The sequence below is a fragment of the Nocardia testacea NBRC 100365 genome, from assembly GCF_000308775.1.
Taxonomy (GTDB): domain Bacteria; phylum Actinomycetota; class Actinomycetes; order Mycobacteriales; family Mycobacteriaceae; genus Nocardia; species Nocardia testacea.
The window spans coordinates 1-16,436 of the sequence record NZ_BAGJ01000173.1 but is presented as its reverse complement, the minus strand read 5'-3'; the positions used below and the strand labels follow the sequence as shown (position 1 = coordinate 16,436).

Here is a 16,436-nt window from a genome sequence, read left to right as displayed (position 1 = left end):
TATCGAAAGGTAGACGGGCGCAGTACCCCGAACTCATCGGCCGCCTGCCGCAGAATTTTGACCGAGGGTCGGCATCAGATGGACGAGAGGGGTTGGGAGGGTTCGAGTGGGGCGTTCGATCCGCTTCCAATCCGCCGACCAGGAGCGCCACCGATCGCAAAGCCCGGTCCGAGGTCTAGGAGCGGAAATTGAAATCCATCCCGATATGGGTGTAGTAGACAAGGACCGCTGTGGCGAGCCAGCCCGCGCCGGAGACGAACAAGGTGATCCCACTGACCGCCATGACCGGCCGATTACGGGTGTAGAAGACCAAGGGAACCAGCAGGCAGGCCACCGCCGGTAATGCGTACAACAGGCAGAGAGCCACGCTGAGAAAACCTTTCATCGGGCCCGTGCCGAAAAACGGCTCCTGCTGCGGGGCCGTCGCGAAGACGTCGTATCGGAAAGCGGCGATGGTACAGGCCGCGAGCACCAGGCCCATGGCGAATACGATCCACACGACCGGCCGCAGAACGGCGAGCAAGTAGGAGCCGAATTCATTGTTGCCGTCGTCGTTTCGGCGCAGTGCCAGAAGCGCCTTCCCGTTACGCCGAAGGAAGACCGCGCCGGTGATCAAGAGCACCCCGAACAGCAGGAGCGGTTCGCCGAACATGAAATTCTTGAAGCGCTCCGGTGATTGCAGCGGCCAGGTGAGGGTCATATGACCGCCGAGTACGGTCAGGATCGCGCCGAGGGCGGCGAACGAAAACGCCCAGCCATCCAAGGTCGGTAGATCTTCCTGCTTGTACAGGTGATATCCCAGCGTGCAGAGCAGGATCATGCCGAGACCGGCCGCAACACCCATGAGGGTCGTATATGTGATCATCACCGCTCCTGAGCCCGACCAGCGCTCGAACAGCTGCTCGGAGTCGGCCAATCGTAGAGTGAGCCTTCCGCACTGTCAATTGCTCCTCGGTAGCTCGTCGATTCATGCGACAGCGGTATCGAGTAGTCGTACACGGTTGTTTCCTCGGGCCGGGTCCGCGGAAGCCGGCGGGTCCGTGCATCCGGTCGATTTCGCGGCGTGGAGGCGGTCCTGGCAACGCGCTGTGTGGCGCCACCACAATTCCGGTTCGGCCGGGTCCCCGGATCGAGTGTCGGTGTATCCAGCCCAGGTTGCCCGCGCACCTGTGGAGAGCCCGTGAGTAGTGCCCGGGGTAGCCGCGTTCTCCGCGCGCGGGGTGATGGATGTGCCTCGGCGAGGCGAGGACTCAGCTGGTGGAGGCGGTGGCGAACGGGGTGCCGGTGGCCGCGACGGGCCGGTCGACCGGCCGGCGCCACAGGCCCTTCCTCTCCAGGATCGGCAGCACGCCCTCGCCGAACCAGTACGCCTCCTCGACGTGCGGGTAGCCGGACAGGATGAAGTGGGTGAGACCCAGCCGCGAGTACTCGACGAGCCGTTCGGCGACCTCTTCGTGCGAGCCGACCAGCGCGGTGCCCGCCCCGCCGCGGACGAGGCCGACGCCCGCCCACAGGTTGGGGGCGATCTCCAGACGGTCGGTGCGGCCGCCGTGCAGTTCGAGCATGCGGCGCTGGCCCTCGGATTCGCTCCGCGCGAGATTGGCTTGTACGCGCTCGATATCGGCCGGATCGATGCCCTGCAGCAGCCGGTCGGCTTCGGCCCAGGCGGCCTCGGAGGTGTCGCGGGTGATGACGTGCAGGCGGATGCCGTAGTCGAGGGTGCGATTGCGCTCGGCGGCCAGGCCGCGGATCCAGTCCAGTTTCTTGCCGACCGCGACCAGCGGTTCACCCCAGGTCAGGTAGGTGTCGGCGTATTGCGCGGCGACCGGGCCCGCGGCGGCGGAGGAGCCGCCGAAGAACACCGGGGGGACCGGGTCGGGGTGGTTGTTGAGCAGGGCATCGCGCACCTGGAGGTGTTTGCCCTCGAAGCTGATCGGCTCCCGCGACTCCCACAGTTCGCGCACGATGTGCAGGAATTCGCCGGTGCGCTCGTAGCGCTGCTCCTTGTCCAGGAAATCGCCGAACGCCTGCTGTTCGTGCGGTTCACCGCCGGTGACCACGTTCAGCAGCAGCCGGCCCCGGGAATGCCGCTGATAGGTGCCGGCCATCTGCGCGGCCAGGGTCGGGCTCACCAGGCCGGGACGGAAGGCGACCAGGAATTTCAGGGTCTCGGTGGTCTCCACCAGCATGGCGGTGGCCAGCCAGGCGTCTTCGCACCAGGCGCCGGTCGGGGTGAGTACCGCCTCGAAGCCGTTCTCCTCGGCGGCGCCGGCGATCTGGTTCAGGTAGCGGAGCGAGGCGGGACGGTCGCCGGACATGGACGTGCCGTGGCCGCCGGCCATCAGGCCGCGGGAATCGCCGTAGGTGGGTAGGAACCAGTGGAACGACAGACTCACCGGAAATCTCCTCGAGGGGCTCTGGAGCGGACAGTGCGGTGGCCGAGCTCCTCGCCGGGCCGATCTGTGATCCTGACCGACCACGGGCGCGGTGTCACCGGTTGGAATCGGCGGGATTTTTTGCCGCGAGTGTTTCGATCCGGCTGCGTGTAACCGGTGAGGGGAAGTGCGGGGTCGGTGATCGTGGAGTGATGACTTCCACCGCACAACCTGTCTCCGATACCGATCTGGACGCGGTATTCGCGCCGATCTACGCCGATATCGCGGCGGGCGCGGTCGAGCGCGAGATCGACCGCCGGCTCGCCCACGACGAAGTGCGCCGATTGCGCGCGGCCCGGTTCGGCGCGCTGCGGGTGCCGGTCGAATACGGCGGGTACGGCGCGAGCGTGCGCCAGCTGTTCCGGCAGCTGATCGAACTGGCCGCCGCCGAGTCGAACCTGCCGCAGGCGCTGCGCGTGCATTTCGTGTTCGTGGAGGACCAGTTGCTCGCCGAGGCGGGTCCGGCGCGCGACGAGTGGTTGCGCAAGATCACGCAGGGGACGCTGGTCGGGAATGCGATCACCGAACCCGGCGTGGGCGCGGTGGACCGGTACCGGACCCGGCTGACGCGGTCCGGGGACGGCTGGGTGCTCAACGGGACCAAGTACTACAGCACCGGATCGCTGTACGCCGACCACATCCTGGTCGCCGCGGACCGCGAGGGCGAACGGGTCAGTGTGCTGGCGGACGCCGAGGCCGAGGGGGTGCGACAGCACGACGACTGGGACGGTTTCGGGCAGCGGCTGACCGCCAGCGGTACCACCGAGTTCACCGACGTCGCCATTGCGCCGGACCGTATTCTGGGCCCGGGCTACGGGGACGCCGGGGCCACCTATTCGACCTCCTACCTGCAGCTGTTCCAGCTCGCGGTGCTGGCCGGGATCGCGCAGCGGGCCGAACGCGACACCCGCGAATGGGTGGCCGCGCGGCGCCGCGGCTACACCCATTCCGCGGCCGACCTGCCCCGCCACGATCCGCTGGTGCAGCAGGTGATCGGCCGGTTGTCGGCAGCGGCGTTCGGGGCCCGCGCCAGTGTGCTGGCGGTCGCCGACGTACTCGACGAGGTGCTCGCCGCCGGCGCCACCGAGGAACAGGGTCTGATCGACGCCGAACTGGCGGCGGCCCAGGCCCAGCTCGGTGTGATCGATACCGTGCTGGCCGCCACGACCCAGCTGTTCGAGGTGGGCGGAGCGTCCATCACCTCGGAGGGGCTGCGGCTGGACCGCCACTGGCGCAATGCGCGCACCATCTCGGTGCACAACCCGGCCATCCAGAAGGCCCGGGCCATCGGTGACCACCTGCTGAACGGCACCCAGCTGCCGTTCGCGTGGAGCGCGGGGGAGCGCAAGCCGGTGGACGGGGCGGTGTGATGGCCCGGCGGATCCGCTTCAACGCCTTCGATATGAACTGTGTCGCCCACCAGTCTCCCGGACTGTGGCGGCATCCCGACGATCAATCACACCGGTACAAGGAACTGAGCTACTGGACCGAGCTGGCCGCGCTGCTGGAGCGCGGGCGGTTCGACGGTCTGTTCATCGCCGATGTGCTCGGCACCTACGACGTCTACGGCGGCGACGATCGCGCGGCGCTGCGCAACGGCGCGCAGATCCCGGTGGCCGACCCACTGCTGCTGGTCTCGGCGATGGCGGCGGTGACCGAACATCTCGGCTTCGGGATCACCACCGGCACCGGATTCGAGCATCCGTATCCGTTCGCCCGCCGGTTGTCCACGCTGGACCATCTGACCCGCGGCCGGATCGGGTGGAATGTCGTCACGGGATATCTGCCCTCGGCCGCGCGGAATTTCGGGGCAGACGATCAGCTCGATCACGACGACCGCTACGACCAGGCAGACGAATACCTGGAAGTGCTCTACAAGCTGTGGGAGGGGTCCTGGGAGGACGACGCGGTCGTCCGCGACCGGGAACGAAATATCTACGTCGACCCGGCGAAGGTGCACCATATCGGCCACTCCGGACGGCACTACACGGTCCCCGGCGTGCACCTTTCCGAGCCGTCGCCGCAGCGGACGCCGGTGATCTTCCAGGCGGGCGCCTCGCCGCGCGGGGTGCGCTTCGCCGCCGAGAACGCCGAGGCGATCTTCGTCGCCGCACCGTCGAAACGAGTACTCGCGCAGACGGTGTCCGGTATCCGGGCGGCGCTCGAGGCGGCGGGCCGGGACCGCCACGCCGCCCGGATCTACGCGCTGGCCACCATCGTCACCGATGCCACCGACGAGGCCGCGCACCGCAAACACGAGGAGTACCTGTCCTACGCCAGTGTCGAGGGCGGACTGGTGTTCATGTCGGGCTGGATGGGAATCGACCTGTCCCGCTACGACCTCGACGATCCCATCGGCGAGGTGGAGAGCAACGCGATCCGTTCGGCGGTGGCGGCGTTCCAGGAGTTCGACGACGACGGCCGGGAATGGACGGTCCGCGATATCGGGCGCTGGGCCGGAATCGGCGGGATCGGGCCGGTGTTCGTCGGCTCCGGCGCGACGGTGGCCGACCGGCTGCAGGAATGGGTGGACGATACCGACGTGGACGGGTTCAATCTCGCCTACGCCGTCACGCCCGGAACGTTCGAGGACATCGTCCGGTATGTGATCCCGGTGCTGACCGAACGCGGCGTCTATCCGGCCGAGTACGTGCCGGGTACCCTGCGCAACGCCTTGTTCGAACGGGGAGACCGGCTCCCGCCCGAGCATCGGGGAGCGCGCTACCGGCTGGGCGGGCCCGGTTCCACCGCGCTTCCGGATGACGTATCGCGCACTGTGTCCGGGGAGCTGATCCCCTAGTCACGTGTGCTGTCGGCCGGTCTCGGGCGACCGCGATCCGGGTTTGCCGGGGCAGGGTCACCACGCCGGCCCGGCCGCCCGGAACTCGGCCATGGACATACCGCGGCGCCGCCGGACGAGGCTGCGCAGCGTACCGCCGTTCAGATAGCCGACCTTCGCCGCTACGGTGTCCACCGTCAGCGGCGTCGTGCGCAGTAGGTGCGCGGCGCGCTCGAGCCGGATGTCGTCCACGAAATCGCGCGGTGATCTGCCCAGTTCGGCCTGGGTGGCGCGTTGCAGGCTGCGTTCGGTGACGCCGAGTTCGGCGGCGGCCCGCGAGATCCGGAAACCCTCGCCGATGTGTTCGCGGACCCACCGCTCGAAACCGGAGGTGAGCGAATTGCCGGCGGCGATCACCTCGGGGACGGCGAAGTTCGCCTGGGTGCGGCGGTTTCCGTCGGCCAGGTACCGGCCGACGATGTCGGCGAGCGCGGGACTGCGCGCGTGCACGAACGACAGCGCCAGATCCAGATGCGACAGCGCGGCGCCCGCCGTGATCACCCGGTCGCTCCGGCACAGCGTCGCGCTCTCGTCCAACTCCACCTCCGGGTAGCGCCGCCGGAAGCTCGGGCCCAGCCACCAACTGGTGGTCGCCCGGCGCCCGTTCAGCACTCCGGCCTCGGCCAGCAGGAAGGTGCCCGTACAGGCGGCGCCGAAGCGGGCGCCGGTGACATGGATATCGCGGATCCGATCGAGCACGGGGGCGTTCTCGGGAGCGGAGACCAGCTCGATCAGGGCCTCGGCGCCGAGCGTGCTGACCGCGGGTACCAGGAACAGGTCAGGGGCATCGGTGAGTTCGCGGAACGGGACCGTGGGCACCGTGTGACCATGGCCGGAACGGATCTCGGTGCCCAGCGCGGCGACCCGGACCTGCCACGGCTCCGGTGGCGCGTCCAGATTCGCGCGCACCGCGTTCGCCGTGGCGAAGGTTTCGAGCAGAGCGGTGAACCCGAAATCGGCGACACCGTCCACGACGAAGATGATTACGTCCATGTCGGGAATAGTACGAAAAATGTCGTTTCCGACACTGCTGTTCGGGATGAATCGGTCCTACGCTTGCGCGATGAAGAGACCGCACCGGTCCAGCCGGTCGGTTTGCTCACCCCCTCGACGTCCAGCGCGACACCCACTCCGGAGTGCACATGCCCGTCCTCGCCACCCGTGGCCCCCACCACATCCGCCTCACGGTGACCGACATCGATCGGTCCCGCGACTTCTACCGTGATGTGCTCGGGTTCGATATCGTCGCCGAATCCCCCGGACGCCCCGACGACCCGGAGGTGCGCACCGATCCGCACCGGCTCTACGGCGGCTGCGTCTTCCAGGCCGGCGCCCTGCTGCTGGGCCTGCGCCCGGTGGCCCCCGCGGGAGATACGTTCGACTCCGAGCGGGTCGGCCTGGACCATCTGAGCTTCGGCGTGGACTCCCGGCAGGACCTCGTCACCGCGGCCGAACGACTGGCGGCCGCGGGTATCGAGCACGGCGAGGTCATCGAGATGGACCAGTTCGGCATCGCGATCCTGTCGTTCGACGACCCCGACGGGATCCATCTCGAGCTCACGGCTCCGCTGTGATGCCGGCGCTGCACGACCTCCGTGCCCGCCCGGCGGCACTGGGCGCCTGCGATTGTCGCGTGGGCGCGGCACCCGGGCCTACCGCCGGCCGGGAACAGTGGAGCGAGCTGACCGGGGCCGAGCGTACGGTCGCGCTGTTCGCCGCCGCGGGCTGGACCGACCGGGCGATCGCGGCCCGCCGGGGCACCTCGGTGCGTACCACCGAGGCGCAATTGGCGTCCGTCCTGCGCAAACTGGTGATCGGCTCGCGGTACGACATCGCTTCGTTCGTCCCCGACCACCTCGTCGCGCAGGTGCGTCAGGAAGCCGAGGGCGCAACGCCGCGCCGCCGGCGCCTGCACCGCCGGGCACCGGAGCGGATCCGGCGGTAGGACCACCGCCGGCGTAGCGCCGCTCAGCGCCCGGACAGCGACCGGACGAAGACCTCGGCGATCGATTCGAGTCCGCGCCGGTCGGTCTCGTCGAACCGCGCGGCGCGCGGACTGTCGAGGTCGAGCACGCCGATCAGCCCACCGTCGCCCCCGATCAGCGGCACCACGATCTCCGACCGGCTGTCGGCGTCGCAGGCGATATGGCCGGGATAGGCGTGGACATCGGGGACCAGTTGGGTACGGCGGGTGTGTGCGGCGGTGCCGCACACACCCGCGCCGAGCGCGATCCGGACACAGGCCGGCTTGCCCTGGAAGGGTCCGACGACGAGTTCACGGCCGTCGTAGAAGTAGAAACCGGCCCAGTTCACCTCGCCCAGGCTGTGGTAGATCAGCGCGCTCAGATTGGCGGCGTTCGCGATCCGGTCGGTTTCGCCGGACAGTAGGGCGGCGGCCTGTGCGGTGAGCTGCCGATACCCCTCGGCACGGTCGCCGGTCGGCGGGTCGAGGTCGAAGGTCATGCACCGGATGGTAGAGCGACCCCGGCCGGCCCGGATTCCCGGAAACCGTCGATGATGTCACGAAAAATGCTGCGGTGCGGTGCGGTTCGGCATCAATTCGCGGTGAGTGTAATAGTGCAGCCCGGCCGCCGTGATCGTGACCATGGCGCTATGACAACACAGCACACCTCCCACCGTAAGGCCGCCGTGATCGGCGCCGGCCAGACCGGCGTGACCGCGGCGCTCGGCCTGCTCGACGCCGGCTTCACGGTCACCGTCTACAGCGACAAGGGTCGGCGCGATCTGCGCGACAAGGTGCCGGCCACCGGTACCGCGCTGATCTTCGGGGAGGCCCAGGCCGCCGAAGCGGCGCTCGGGCTGCCCACCTACCTCGACCGCGCACCGCTGCACAGCGGCCTCACGGTCCGTGTCGCCGGCGGCGGCGAGGAGCTGATCGCCTTCGACGGCGCGTTCGACGGTTTCCACGGTCTCGCCGTCGACACCCGGCTCAAGGCCGATGAACGGCTCACCACCTTCCTGGAACGCGGGGGCCGGTTCGTCGTCGACCAGGTGACCCCCGAACGGCTCGACCCCATCGCCGCCGACAACGATCTCACCCTGGTCGCGACCGGCCGGGGCGGGCTGTCCCAGCTGTTCGAGGTGGACGAGACCCGCACCGTCTACGACGCGCCCCAGCGCAGCCTGCTCACCGTCACCGTGACCGGGCTCCCGCACGACGAGTCGGTATTCGCCCACCGCAGCCCGGCCGGTGGCGGCCGCAGCGGTTTCTCCATCGTCGCCGAGGAAGGCGAGGCCTGGTGGGGGCCGTACCTGCACAAGGACGCCGGGCCGACCTGGGCGTTCCTGGGCTGGGCGCGGCCGGGCGGCGACTGGGAGAAGCGGTTCGCGGCCGCCGACTCGGCGGAATCGGCGCATCGCATCGTGACCGACCTCTACCGCGACTACCTCGACTGGGACCTGCCGGAGGTACTCGCCACGAAGGTGCTCACCGAGGACCCGTACTCCTGGCTCAAGGGTGCGGTGCGGCCGCTGTTCCGGCGTGGGGTCGGGCATACCGCGGGCGGGCATGCGGTAGCGGCGCTGGGCGATACCGCCGTGGCCTACGACCCGATCGCCGGGCAGGGCGCGCAGAGCGGGCTCATCCAGGCACAGCGCCTGGTCGCCGCGGCGGCCACGCACGACGGCGCCTTCGACGACGCCTGGATCACCGCGCAGTACGAGGCATTCCTGGATGCCCGCGCCGAGGACGCCGCCAAGGTCACCCGGCTGTTCCTCAGCGACCCCGAGTTCGCCGAGATCGGCGGCCAGTTCTTCAGCGCGGCGGCGGCCGACCCCCGCTTCGCGTCGGCGCTCGTGGGCACACTGCACCGTCCGCAAGCGGCGCGGCCGGTGAATTCGGTGGCGGACGCGCACCAGCTCATCGCCCAGGTGACAGGGGAGGACGCGGCCGCGGTGCTGGGCCGGTTCCAGCCCGCCGGGCGGTTCAGCAGGTCGCAGTACCACGGAGCCGCCACCACTGCCTGACCCGCCGCCGGACCCCGGTGACTCGGTGGCCCGGCGGCCGCCGGGCCACCGGCTGCGAGCCCGAGTACCGGACACGGGTCGCCGGTACTCGGGTGCGGATCCACGGAGCCGCCCCCGGTCGGCTCGGGTCACCTGGGGATAGGTTCCCGGCGATTCAAAACCTCGTCCCTGCACAAGCGCGCTGGTGAACTGGACTCGCGCCGGGCGGGATCGTCGTTCCCGGCGTCCAGACGACCGATGCCGACGGCGAGCAGCGAGGACGCGAAACCTCCGTTTTCGCTGCGGCCTCCGCGGACCGCGTACACCAGCTCGAGGGAGGCTCGATGAGTACCGAGAAGATCACCGACCAGATCCGGTTCGCCTACTGGGTCCCCAACGTCAGCGGCGGTCTGGTGACCAGTGATATCGAACAGCGCACCGGCTGGGATTTCGAGTACAACAAGAAACTCGCGCAGACCGCCGAACGCAACGGTTTCGACTACGCGCTCTCCCAGGTCCGCTACACCGCCTCCTACGGCGCCGAATACCAGCACGAATCCACTTCGTTCAGCCTGGCGCTGCTCGGCGCCACCGAACGGCTGAAGGTGATCGCCGCGGTCCATCCCGGCCTGTGGCATCCCGCCGTCCTCGCCAAATTCGGTGCCACCGCCGACCATCTGTCCGGCGGACGATTCGCCATCAATGTGGTTTCGGGCTGGTTCGCCGGCGAGTTCACCGCGCTCGGTGAACCGTGGCTCGAACACGACGAGCGCTACCGGCGCAGCGCGGAATTCCTGGAAGTGATACGCAAGATCTGGACCGAGGACAACGTGAACTACGGCGGCGATTTCTACCGCATCCGCGATTTCACCCTCAAGCCCAAACCACTCAACACGCCCGAACGCCCGAACCCCGAACTGTTCCAGGGCGGTAACTCCAGCGCGGCCCGCCGCAACGGCGGCCGCTACGCGGACTGGTACTTCTCCAATGGTAAGGATTTCGACGGCGTCACCGAACAACTCGACGATCTGCGGACGGTGGCCCGCGCGCACGACCGCGAAGTGAAGTTCGGCCTGAACGGATTCATCATCGCCCGCGATACCGAGCGCGAGGCACACGACACCCTCCGCGAGATCATCGACAAGGCCAACAAGCCCGCGGTCGAGGGCTTCCGGGACGCCGTGCAGCAGGCCGGCGCCTCCACCCGGGACGGCAAAGGGATGTGGGCGGATTCGAGTTTCGAGGATCTGGTCCAGTACAACGACGGCTTCCGGACCAAGCTGATCGGGACGCCCGAACAGATCGCCGAGCGAATCGTCGCCTACCGCGAACTGGGCGTGGATCTGATCCTGGGCGGATTCCTGCACTTCCAGGAGGAGATCGAGTACTTCGGGGCCAAGGTGCTGCCGCTGGTGCGGGAACTGGAGGCCGCGCGGCGTCCCGCCGCGGTGGCGGGGCGATGACCGCCGTCGGGGCCGCCCGGATCGCCTCGGCCGAGCAGGCGCGCGCCGTCGCCGCGGAATTGGCGGCCGAATTCGCGGTGGGTGCCGCCGACCGCGACCGGGAACGCGCCCTGCCCTTCGCCGAAGTGCGCAAACTCGCCGCCGCCGGGCTGCTGGCGGTGACCGTGCCCGCGGATCTGGGCGGCGCCGATCTGCCGCCCGGCGAGCTCGCGGAAGTGGTGCGGCTGCTCGCGGTCGCCGATCCGAATATCGCCCAGATACCGCACAGCCACTTCGTATATGTCAATCTGTTGAAAATCGCCGGATCCGCCGACCAGCGGCGTCGCTATCTGGGTGCTGTCCTGGACGGCGCCCAGATCGCGAACGCCCAGTCCGAACGCGGCGGCGCGACCGTCGCCGATATCGCCACCACCGTGCGCCCGCTCGCGGGTGAGCAGCGGTTCCGGATCGACGGCGTCAAGTACTACTGCACCGGCTCACTGTTCGCCGACTTCCTGGCCGTGCTGGCCAGGTTGGACGATCCGGAGGCTTCCACGGGGCTGCCGGCCGGCCAGTATGTCGCCTTCCTGCCCGCCGACACTCCGGGCGTGCGGATCGTCGACGACTGGAACGGATTCGGTCAGCGCACCACCGGCAGCGGCACGGTGTCGTTCGAGAACGTGGTGGTCGACCGCGATCAGCTGGTGGCCCGGACCGCCGCCGTGGACCGGCCCACCGCCTACGGCGCCTCCGCGCAGCTGCTGCACGCGGCGATCGACGCCGGTATCGCCCGCGGTGCGCTCACCGCGGCCGCCGGATTCGCCCGGGACAAGAGCCGGCCCTGGTTCGAGGCGCAGGTGAGCCGGGCGATTGACGATCCGCTGCTCATCCAGCGGTTCGGGGAGCTGGCTGTCGCGGTCGGCGCGGCCGAGGCCGGGCTGGCGGCCGCCGGTACGGCGGTGGACGCCGCACTGGGTGCGCCGGAACGGGTCGCCGAGGCCTCGCTGGCCGTCGCCACGGCCAAGATCCTGGCCGACCGCGCGGCCACCGAGGTGTCCAGCGCCCTGTTCGAGGTGGGCGGTACCCGCAGCGCGGCCGACGACCTCAACCTGCACCATTTCTGGCGCAATGCCCGGACCCACACCCTGCACGACCCGGTCCGCTGGAAATACCAGCACCTCGGCCGGGCCCTATTACACGGTAGTCCGCCGCCGCTGCACGGGGTGATCTGAGCCGGACGAACCGGCCCGGCGGGAAGTGCTCCCTCGCCGGGCCGGGGCGACGGTGGCCGAAGTGGGTCGGCCCCGTTCTCGTCCGGCCGGGAAGGGAGCGGCGGCGGTGCTACCGCGACGCGTCCGGCAGTGCCGGGGCCGTCAGCGGGACGCCGTCGCGCCCTCCGGATGCACCGGGTGTTTGCCCTCGGCGAACTCCTCCACGATCTTCGCGCAGAACGCGGGCAGGTCGCCGGGGTTGCGGCTGGACACCAGGCCGCGGTCGTTCACCACTTCCTCGTCGACGACATTGCCCCCGGCGTTGCGGATATCGGTCCGCACGCTGGGATAAGAGGTGAGTGTCCGGCCTCGCACCACATCCGCCTCCACCAGCGTCCACGGGCCGTGGCAGATGACGCCGACCGGTTTACCGGTGGCGAAGAAATTCCGGACGAAGGCCACCGCCGACTCGTCCTGCCGAAGTTTGTCCGGGTTGGTGGTGCCACCCGGCAAAATCAGGGCGTCGAATTCGTCGGGACTGCATTCGCCGACGACCCGGTCCACCTCGAAGGTGTCGCCCTTCTCCACATCGTGGTTCATGGCCTGGATCTGCCCCGGCTTCAGCGACAGCAAGGCGGTGCTCGCACCGGCGTCCTCGACCGCGGACCGCGGCTGTACGAGCTCCACCTGCTCCACCCCGTCGGCGGCGAGAACAGCGACTCGTCGTCCTGTCAGATTGTGCTGCCGGCCCATACCTGCTCCTTCCGTGTACGCGGATTGCGGTCTGCCCCGCGACCTACCCGGGTCCGCCGCGGTGAAACGTGGCCCCGATCCAGTCCAGTGGGATCGCGCACACCCGGGCGGTCGCTGATTCGACCGCACGCGACCGGGTAGTCGGCCCCTGTCCGGCGAACGAGAAGAAAGGCATTCGACGATGAACGTCCCCATCAAGAGCACCCTCGACCCGGAACAGCAGCACGTCACCGGTGAGGCCCTGCGCGCCACTGTGGTCGACCTCATCGATCTGTCGCTGATCGCCAAACAGGCGCACTGGAACGTCCTCGGGCGCAATTTCCGTTCCGTCCACCTCGCTCTGGACGAACTGGTGACCGCGGCCCGTGAGTTCACCGACGACGCCGCCGAACGCGCGACCTCCATCGGAGTCAGCCCGGACGGCCGCGCCGCCACTGTCGCCAAGGAAGCCGGCGGTCTCGAGTTCCCCGACGGCTGGCAGCAGGACACCGATGTCATCGATGCCATCGTCAAGAACCTGAACAAGGTCATCGGCCGGCTGCGTGAGCGCATCGAGATCACCGAGAAGGCGGACCCGGTGACCCAGGACCTGTTCATCGCGATCGCGGCCCGGCTCGAACAGCTGCACTGGATGTGGCAGGCCCAGCTCTCCACCGCCTGATCGTCGTACCGCTCCCGCGTCCCGGCGGCCCACACACCCGAGTCGGTCGGGAGTACCGGAATACCGCCCGGTCGCACCCCGACCGGGCGGTAGCACGAGCAGGACTGTGTGGTTCGGTTCTGCGGATCGTCGGCACCGGCCGGCACATCGGACCGGTGCCCGGCGGCCGGCCCGGCCTCATCGGGGCCGTGTACCGGCCCGGACGGCGCCCCGCGGCGCGCCATGGCGACCGAACGAACCGGCGCGATATCTCGTCGGTGATACCGCACCGTTCCGGCTGACCCCTACGACGGACCGCCGCCAGGTGTGCCGCATCCGGCGCCGCCGGGTAACTCACCGAATCCCGCGGTGACCGCCTCGGTCGCATCGCTGGGGAAGGCGATGCGACCGATACCCGGCTGATTCCCTTACGGTGTCACCGCGGAGCCCCGACGACGCTGGGTGGCCGTGGACACCGGCGGGCTCGACCACCTCGACCACATCGTGTGATAACGGGCTCCCGCGCGGGCGTGGCGATCGCCGCGCGGGAGCGCCGTGCTCACTCGCCGGCCGCTGGTTCGGCGACCTCACGCAGCAGGCCGTCGGCCAGCCGCAACCGGCGCTGCACCCCGATCTCGGCGAGGAACCGCTCGTCGTGGCTGACTACCACGAACGCGCCGCGGTAGGCGTCGAGCGCGCTCTCGAGCTGTCCGACACTGACCAGGTCGAGGTTGTTGGTCGGCTCGTCCAGCAACAGCAATTGGGGTGCCGACTCCGCGAACAGTACGCAGGCCAGAGTCGCGCGCAGCCGTTCACCGCCGGAGAGCGCGCCCACCGGAAGATCCACCCGGGAACCCCGGAACAGGAAGCGCGCCAGCAGATTCAGCCGCTGCGGCGTGGGCAGGTTCGGGGCGAACGCGGCCAGGTTCTCGGCGACGGTGTGGTCGAGGTCGAGCAGATCCAGCCGCTGCGACAGATACGCGACCCGGCCCTCCGCCCGGGTGACCGAACCGCTTTCCGGCGTCAGATCGCCGTGCAGAATCCGCAGCAGCGTGGATTTGCCCGCCCCGTTGGGCCCGGTCAGCGCGATCCGTTCGGGTCCGCGGATCGTCAGGTCCACGCCGTCGCCGGCGAAGACCTCCCGGTCGCCGAAGCGGTAGCGGATCCGCTCGCCGGTGAACACGGTCCGCCCGGCCGGGACATCGGTGTCCGGTAGCTGCAGTGTGATGCGCTGCTCCGGGCGCAGAGCGCGCTCGGCCAGGTCGAGTCGGTTCTTCGCAGCGTCGACCCGGGCGGTGTGGGTTTCGTGCGCGCGCCCGGCCGACTCCTGGGCATTGCGTTTCATGGTGCCGGCGAAGATCTTCGGCAGCCCCGCGTTACCGAGGTTGCGGGCCGCATTGCTCGCCCGCCGCGCGGCACGCTCCCGGGCCTGCTGCAGTTCCCGTTTCTCGCGTTTGACCTCCTGTTCGGCATTGCGGATGTTCTTCTCCGCGACCTCGCGCTCGGCGCGCACCGACTCCTCGTACTCGGTGAAATCGCCACCGTAGAAGCGGATCTCACCGGCGTGTAGTTCGGCGATCCGGTCCATGCGGTCCAGCAGCGCCCGATCGTGGCTCACCAGCAGCAGGCAGCCTTTCCAATCGGCCAGCAGATCGTAGAGCCGATGCCGGGCTTCGAGATCGAGGTTGTTCGTCGGCTCGTCGAGCAGCAGCACATCCGGCCGGCGCAGCAACTGGGCCGCCAGACCCAGCGACACCACCTGACCACCGCTGAGGGTGCGCAGCCGCCGGGTCAGGGTCAAGTCGCCGAGCCCGAGGCGTTCCAGCTGGGCGCGGGTGCGTTCCTCGATATCCCAGTCGGTGCCGATGGTGGTGAAATGCTCCTCGGCGGTGTCACCGGACTCCACCGCGTGCAACGCGGCCAGGACCGGTGCGATACCCAGTGTTTCGGCGACCGTCATCTCACCGGTGAGCGGCAGGGTCTGCGGGAGGTAGCCGAGTACGCCGTCGACCGACACACTGCCGGCACCCGGTTTCAGCTCACCCGCGATCAAACGGAGCAGCGTGCTCTTACCCGCACCGTTGGGCGCGACCAGACCGGTGCGGCCGCCGGGCACGCTGAAGGACAGGTCGGCGAAGACAGCGGTGTCGTCCGGCCAGGAGAAGGACAGGTTCGAACAGACGATGAAGGATTCGGACATCTGGGAGAGACCTCGATTGTCGTTCGGGCGCGAGACGCGGCCCCGAAGAAGGAAAAGTGAACGACGAAACGGCCACTACGGCGGCGCCCGATGCGCCCAACCGGTGGCCGTCAGAGCCGGGTGGCTCCGGAGATGTCGAGTTCACCAACCATGATCGATCTCTCTGTGGTCGAGGAGTCCTTTCACGATAGCAGTCCGCGCTCAGGCAGCCGGATGGGATCACGCCGACCGGCCGATCGGATGCGGACGGAATGGGAGCCGGTTCAGGCGCGCGCCGCGAGGTGGGGCGCCAGATCGCCGGTAGTGGGCGGTTCGGCGCACTGTATCCCGCACCGATGGCCCGGCACGGTGGATCCGTCCTCGTACTCGCAACTGTTGGTGTCGCAGGTGTAGGGGTGATTGTCCGGTTCCACCGGTAGCGGCTCGGAGTAGTACGACCACGCGAAGGCATCGGAGTCCGAGATGGCGGAGCAGTAGACCGTGGTGCCGTCGGCGAGATGCCCGACCTCACCGGGCTCCTCGCAGTAACTGTTCAGTTCCACCTGGGGATTCGGGCCGGCGACGGGTGTCGCCGGGGTCCACGGGAGCGCGGCCGCCGGCGCGGCGACCGCGAAGAAGAGGGCGACGGCTCCGACGATCGCACCGAGAAGTCGGGGGCCCCGGCTACGTGCTTGTGGCCTCATGGTTCCCTTCCGTTCTGTCGAGTCCCCCAGCTGTGCGATTCGATTGATCGTAGCTATCACCGCAGGTGGGCGGCAATGGCCGCGTGGGCGGCGCGGGTCCGGGGCGTAGGCGATGAGTCGCGATCGTGCTGCGACCGTGACCGGTCGGTACCCGCCCGGTGGCCTGCCGTCCCCGGTGAACCGCCCCTCCCGCCGCCGGTGCGAGCCGGCATGGTCACGACCACCACAGAGGAAGGCTGCCCACGTGCGCGCCACCCGTGCCGAGAT

Annotated in this window: 15 protein-coding genes; 8 read left to right on the top strand and 7 right to left on the bottom strand. The window is 69.2% G+C overall.

Annotated elements, in window-relative coordinates; all coding sequences use genetic code 11:
- Positions 1-175: 175 nt before the first annotated feature.
- Positions 176-916 carry a DUF981 family protein gene (locus ON38_RS24230; RefSeq protein WP_051165118.1) on the bottom strand — a complete coding sequence of 247 codons (741 nt, stop codon included), beginning with the start codon at positions 914-916 and terminating at the stop codon, positions 176-178.
- A gap of 334 nt (positions 917-1,250) precedes the next feature.
- Positions 1,251-2,396: an LLM class flavin-dependent oxidoreductase gene (locus ON38_RS24225; RefSeq protein ID WP_039827270.1), complete on the bottom strand. Its 1,146-nt coding sequence runs from the start codon at positions 2,394-2,396 to the stop codon at positions 1,251-1,253.
- Positions 2,397-2,587: 191 nt separating this feature from the next.
- On the opposite strand from ON38_RS24225, the gene ON38_RS24220 reads away from it, so the two are divergent.
- Together ON38_RS24220 and ON38_RS24215 are read left to right on the top strand one after the other, a co-directional pair.
- Positions 2,588-3,805, top strand: a complete 1,218-nt coding sequence (locus ON38_RS24220; protein WP_039827268.1) for an acyl-CoA dehydrogenase family protein — start codon at positions 2,588-2,590, stop codon at positions 3,803-3,805.
- Complete coding sequence (locus ON38_RS24215; protein ID WP_039827266.1) at positions 3,805-5,235, top strand: LLM class flavin-dependent oxidoreductase; 1,431 nt, start codon at positions 3,805-3,807, stop codon at positions 5,233-5,235. The genes ON38_RS24220 and ON38_RS24215 overlap by 1 nt, the downstream gene beginning before the upstream one ends.
- A 57-nt stretch (positions 5,236-5,292) precedes the next feature.
- Here the strand turns inward: ON38_RS24215 and ON38_RS24210 are convergent, their stop codons facing one another.
- Complete coding sequence (locus ON38_RS24210; RefSeq protein WP_051165117.1) at positions 5,293-6,267, bottom strand: GlxA family transcriptional regulator; 975 nt, start codon at positions 6,265-6,267, stop codon at positions 5,293-5,295.
- Between the two features lie 149 nt (positions 6,268-6,416).
- Between ON38_RS24210 and ON38_RS24205 the strand changes: the two genes are divergently transcribed.
- Complete coding sequence (locus ON38_RS24205) at positions 6,417-6,848, top strand: VOC family protein (RefSeq protein WP_039827262.1); 432 nt, start codon at positions 6,417-6,419, stop codon at positions 6,846-6,848.
- Between the two features lie 59 nt (positions 6,849-6,907).
- Positions 6,908-7,219, top strand: a complete 312-nt coding sequence (locus tag ON38_RS24200; protein WP_157181877.1) for a helix-turn-helix domain-containing protein — start codon at positions 6,908-6,910, stop codon at positions 7,217-7,219.
- Between the two features lie 23 nt (positions 7,220-7,242).
- Here ON38_RS24200 and msrC read toward each other — a convergent pair whose 3' ends face one another.
- Positions 7,243-7,737: a free L-methionine (R)-S-oxide reductase MsrC gene (msrC, locus tag ON38_RS24195; protein ID WP_039827258.1), complete on the bottom strand. Its 495-nt coding sequence runs from the start codon at positions 7,735-7,737 to the stop codon at positions 7,243-7,245.
- A gap of 150 nt (positions 7,738-7,887) precedes the next feature.
- Here msrC and ON38_RS24190 point away from each other — a divergent pair, with 150 nt between their 5' ends.
- The 3 genes from ON38_RS24190 to ON38_RS24180 all read left to right on the top strand — a co-directional run bounded on the left by ON38_RS24190 (position 7,888) and on the right by ON38_RS24180 (position 11,914).
- The gene (locus tag ON38_RS24190; protein ID WP_039827256.1) at positions 7,888-9,261 is read left to right on the top strand and encodes a styrene monooxygenase/indole monooxygenase family protein; all 1,374 of its coding nucleotides are present in this window, start codon (positions 7,888-7,890) and stop codon (positions 9,259-9,261) included.
- 323 nt (positions 9,262-9,584) lie between these two features.
- On the top strand, positions 9,585-10,703 hold the full coding sequence (sfnG, locus tag ON38_RS24185; protein ID WP_039827253.1) for a dimethylsulfone monooxygenase SfnG: 1,119 nt from the start codon (positions 9,585-9,587) through the stop codon (positions 10,701-10,703).
- Entirely contained in the window at positions 10,700-11,914 is a 1,215-nt protein-coding gene (locus ON38_RS24180; protein WP_039827251.1) for an SfnB family sulfur acquisition oxidoreductase, read from the top strand. The genes sfnG and ON38_RS24180 overlap by 4 nt, the downstream gene beginning before the upstream one ends.
- 141 nt (positions 11,915-12,055) lie before the next feature.
- Here ON38_RS24180 and ON38_RS24175 read toward each other — a convergent pair whose 3' ends face one another.
- Positions 12,056-12,646, bottom strand: a complete 591-nt coding sequence (locus ON38_RS24175) for a type 1 glutamine amidotransferase domain-containing protein (RefSeq protein ID WP_030525395.1) — start codon at positions 12,644-12,646, stop codon at positions 12,056-12,058.
- Positions 12,647-12,827: 181 nt separating this feature from the next.
- On the opposite strand from ON38_RS24175, the gene ON38_RS24170 reads away from it, so the two are divergent.
- Positions 12,828-13,307 carry a Dps family protein gene (locus tag ON38_RS24170; protein ID WP_039827249.1) on the top strand — a complete coding sequence of 160 codons (480 nt, stop codon included), beginning with the start codon at positions 12,828-12,830 and terminating at the stop codon, positions 13,305-13,307.
- 538 nt (positions 13,308-13,845) lie between these two features.
- Here ON38_RS24170 and abc-f read toward each other — a convergent pair.
- A complete protein-coding gene (gene abc-f, locus ON38_RS24160; RefSeq protein WP_039827245.1) occupies positions 13,846-15,486 on the bottom strand; it encodes a ribosomal protection-like ABC-F family protein in 1,641 nt (546 codons plus the stop codon).
- A gap of 263 nt (positions 15,487-15,749) precedes the next feature.
- Complete coding sequence (locus tag ON38_RS24155; RefSeq protein WP_039827244.1) at positions 15,750-16,169, bottom strand: hypothetical protein; 420 nt, start codon at positions 16,167-16,169, stop codon at positions 15,750-15,752.
- Positions 16,170-16,436 lie beyond the last annotated feature (267 nt).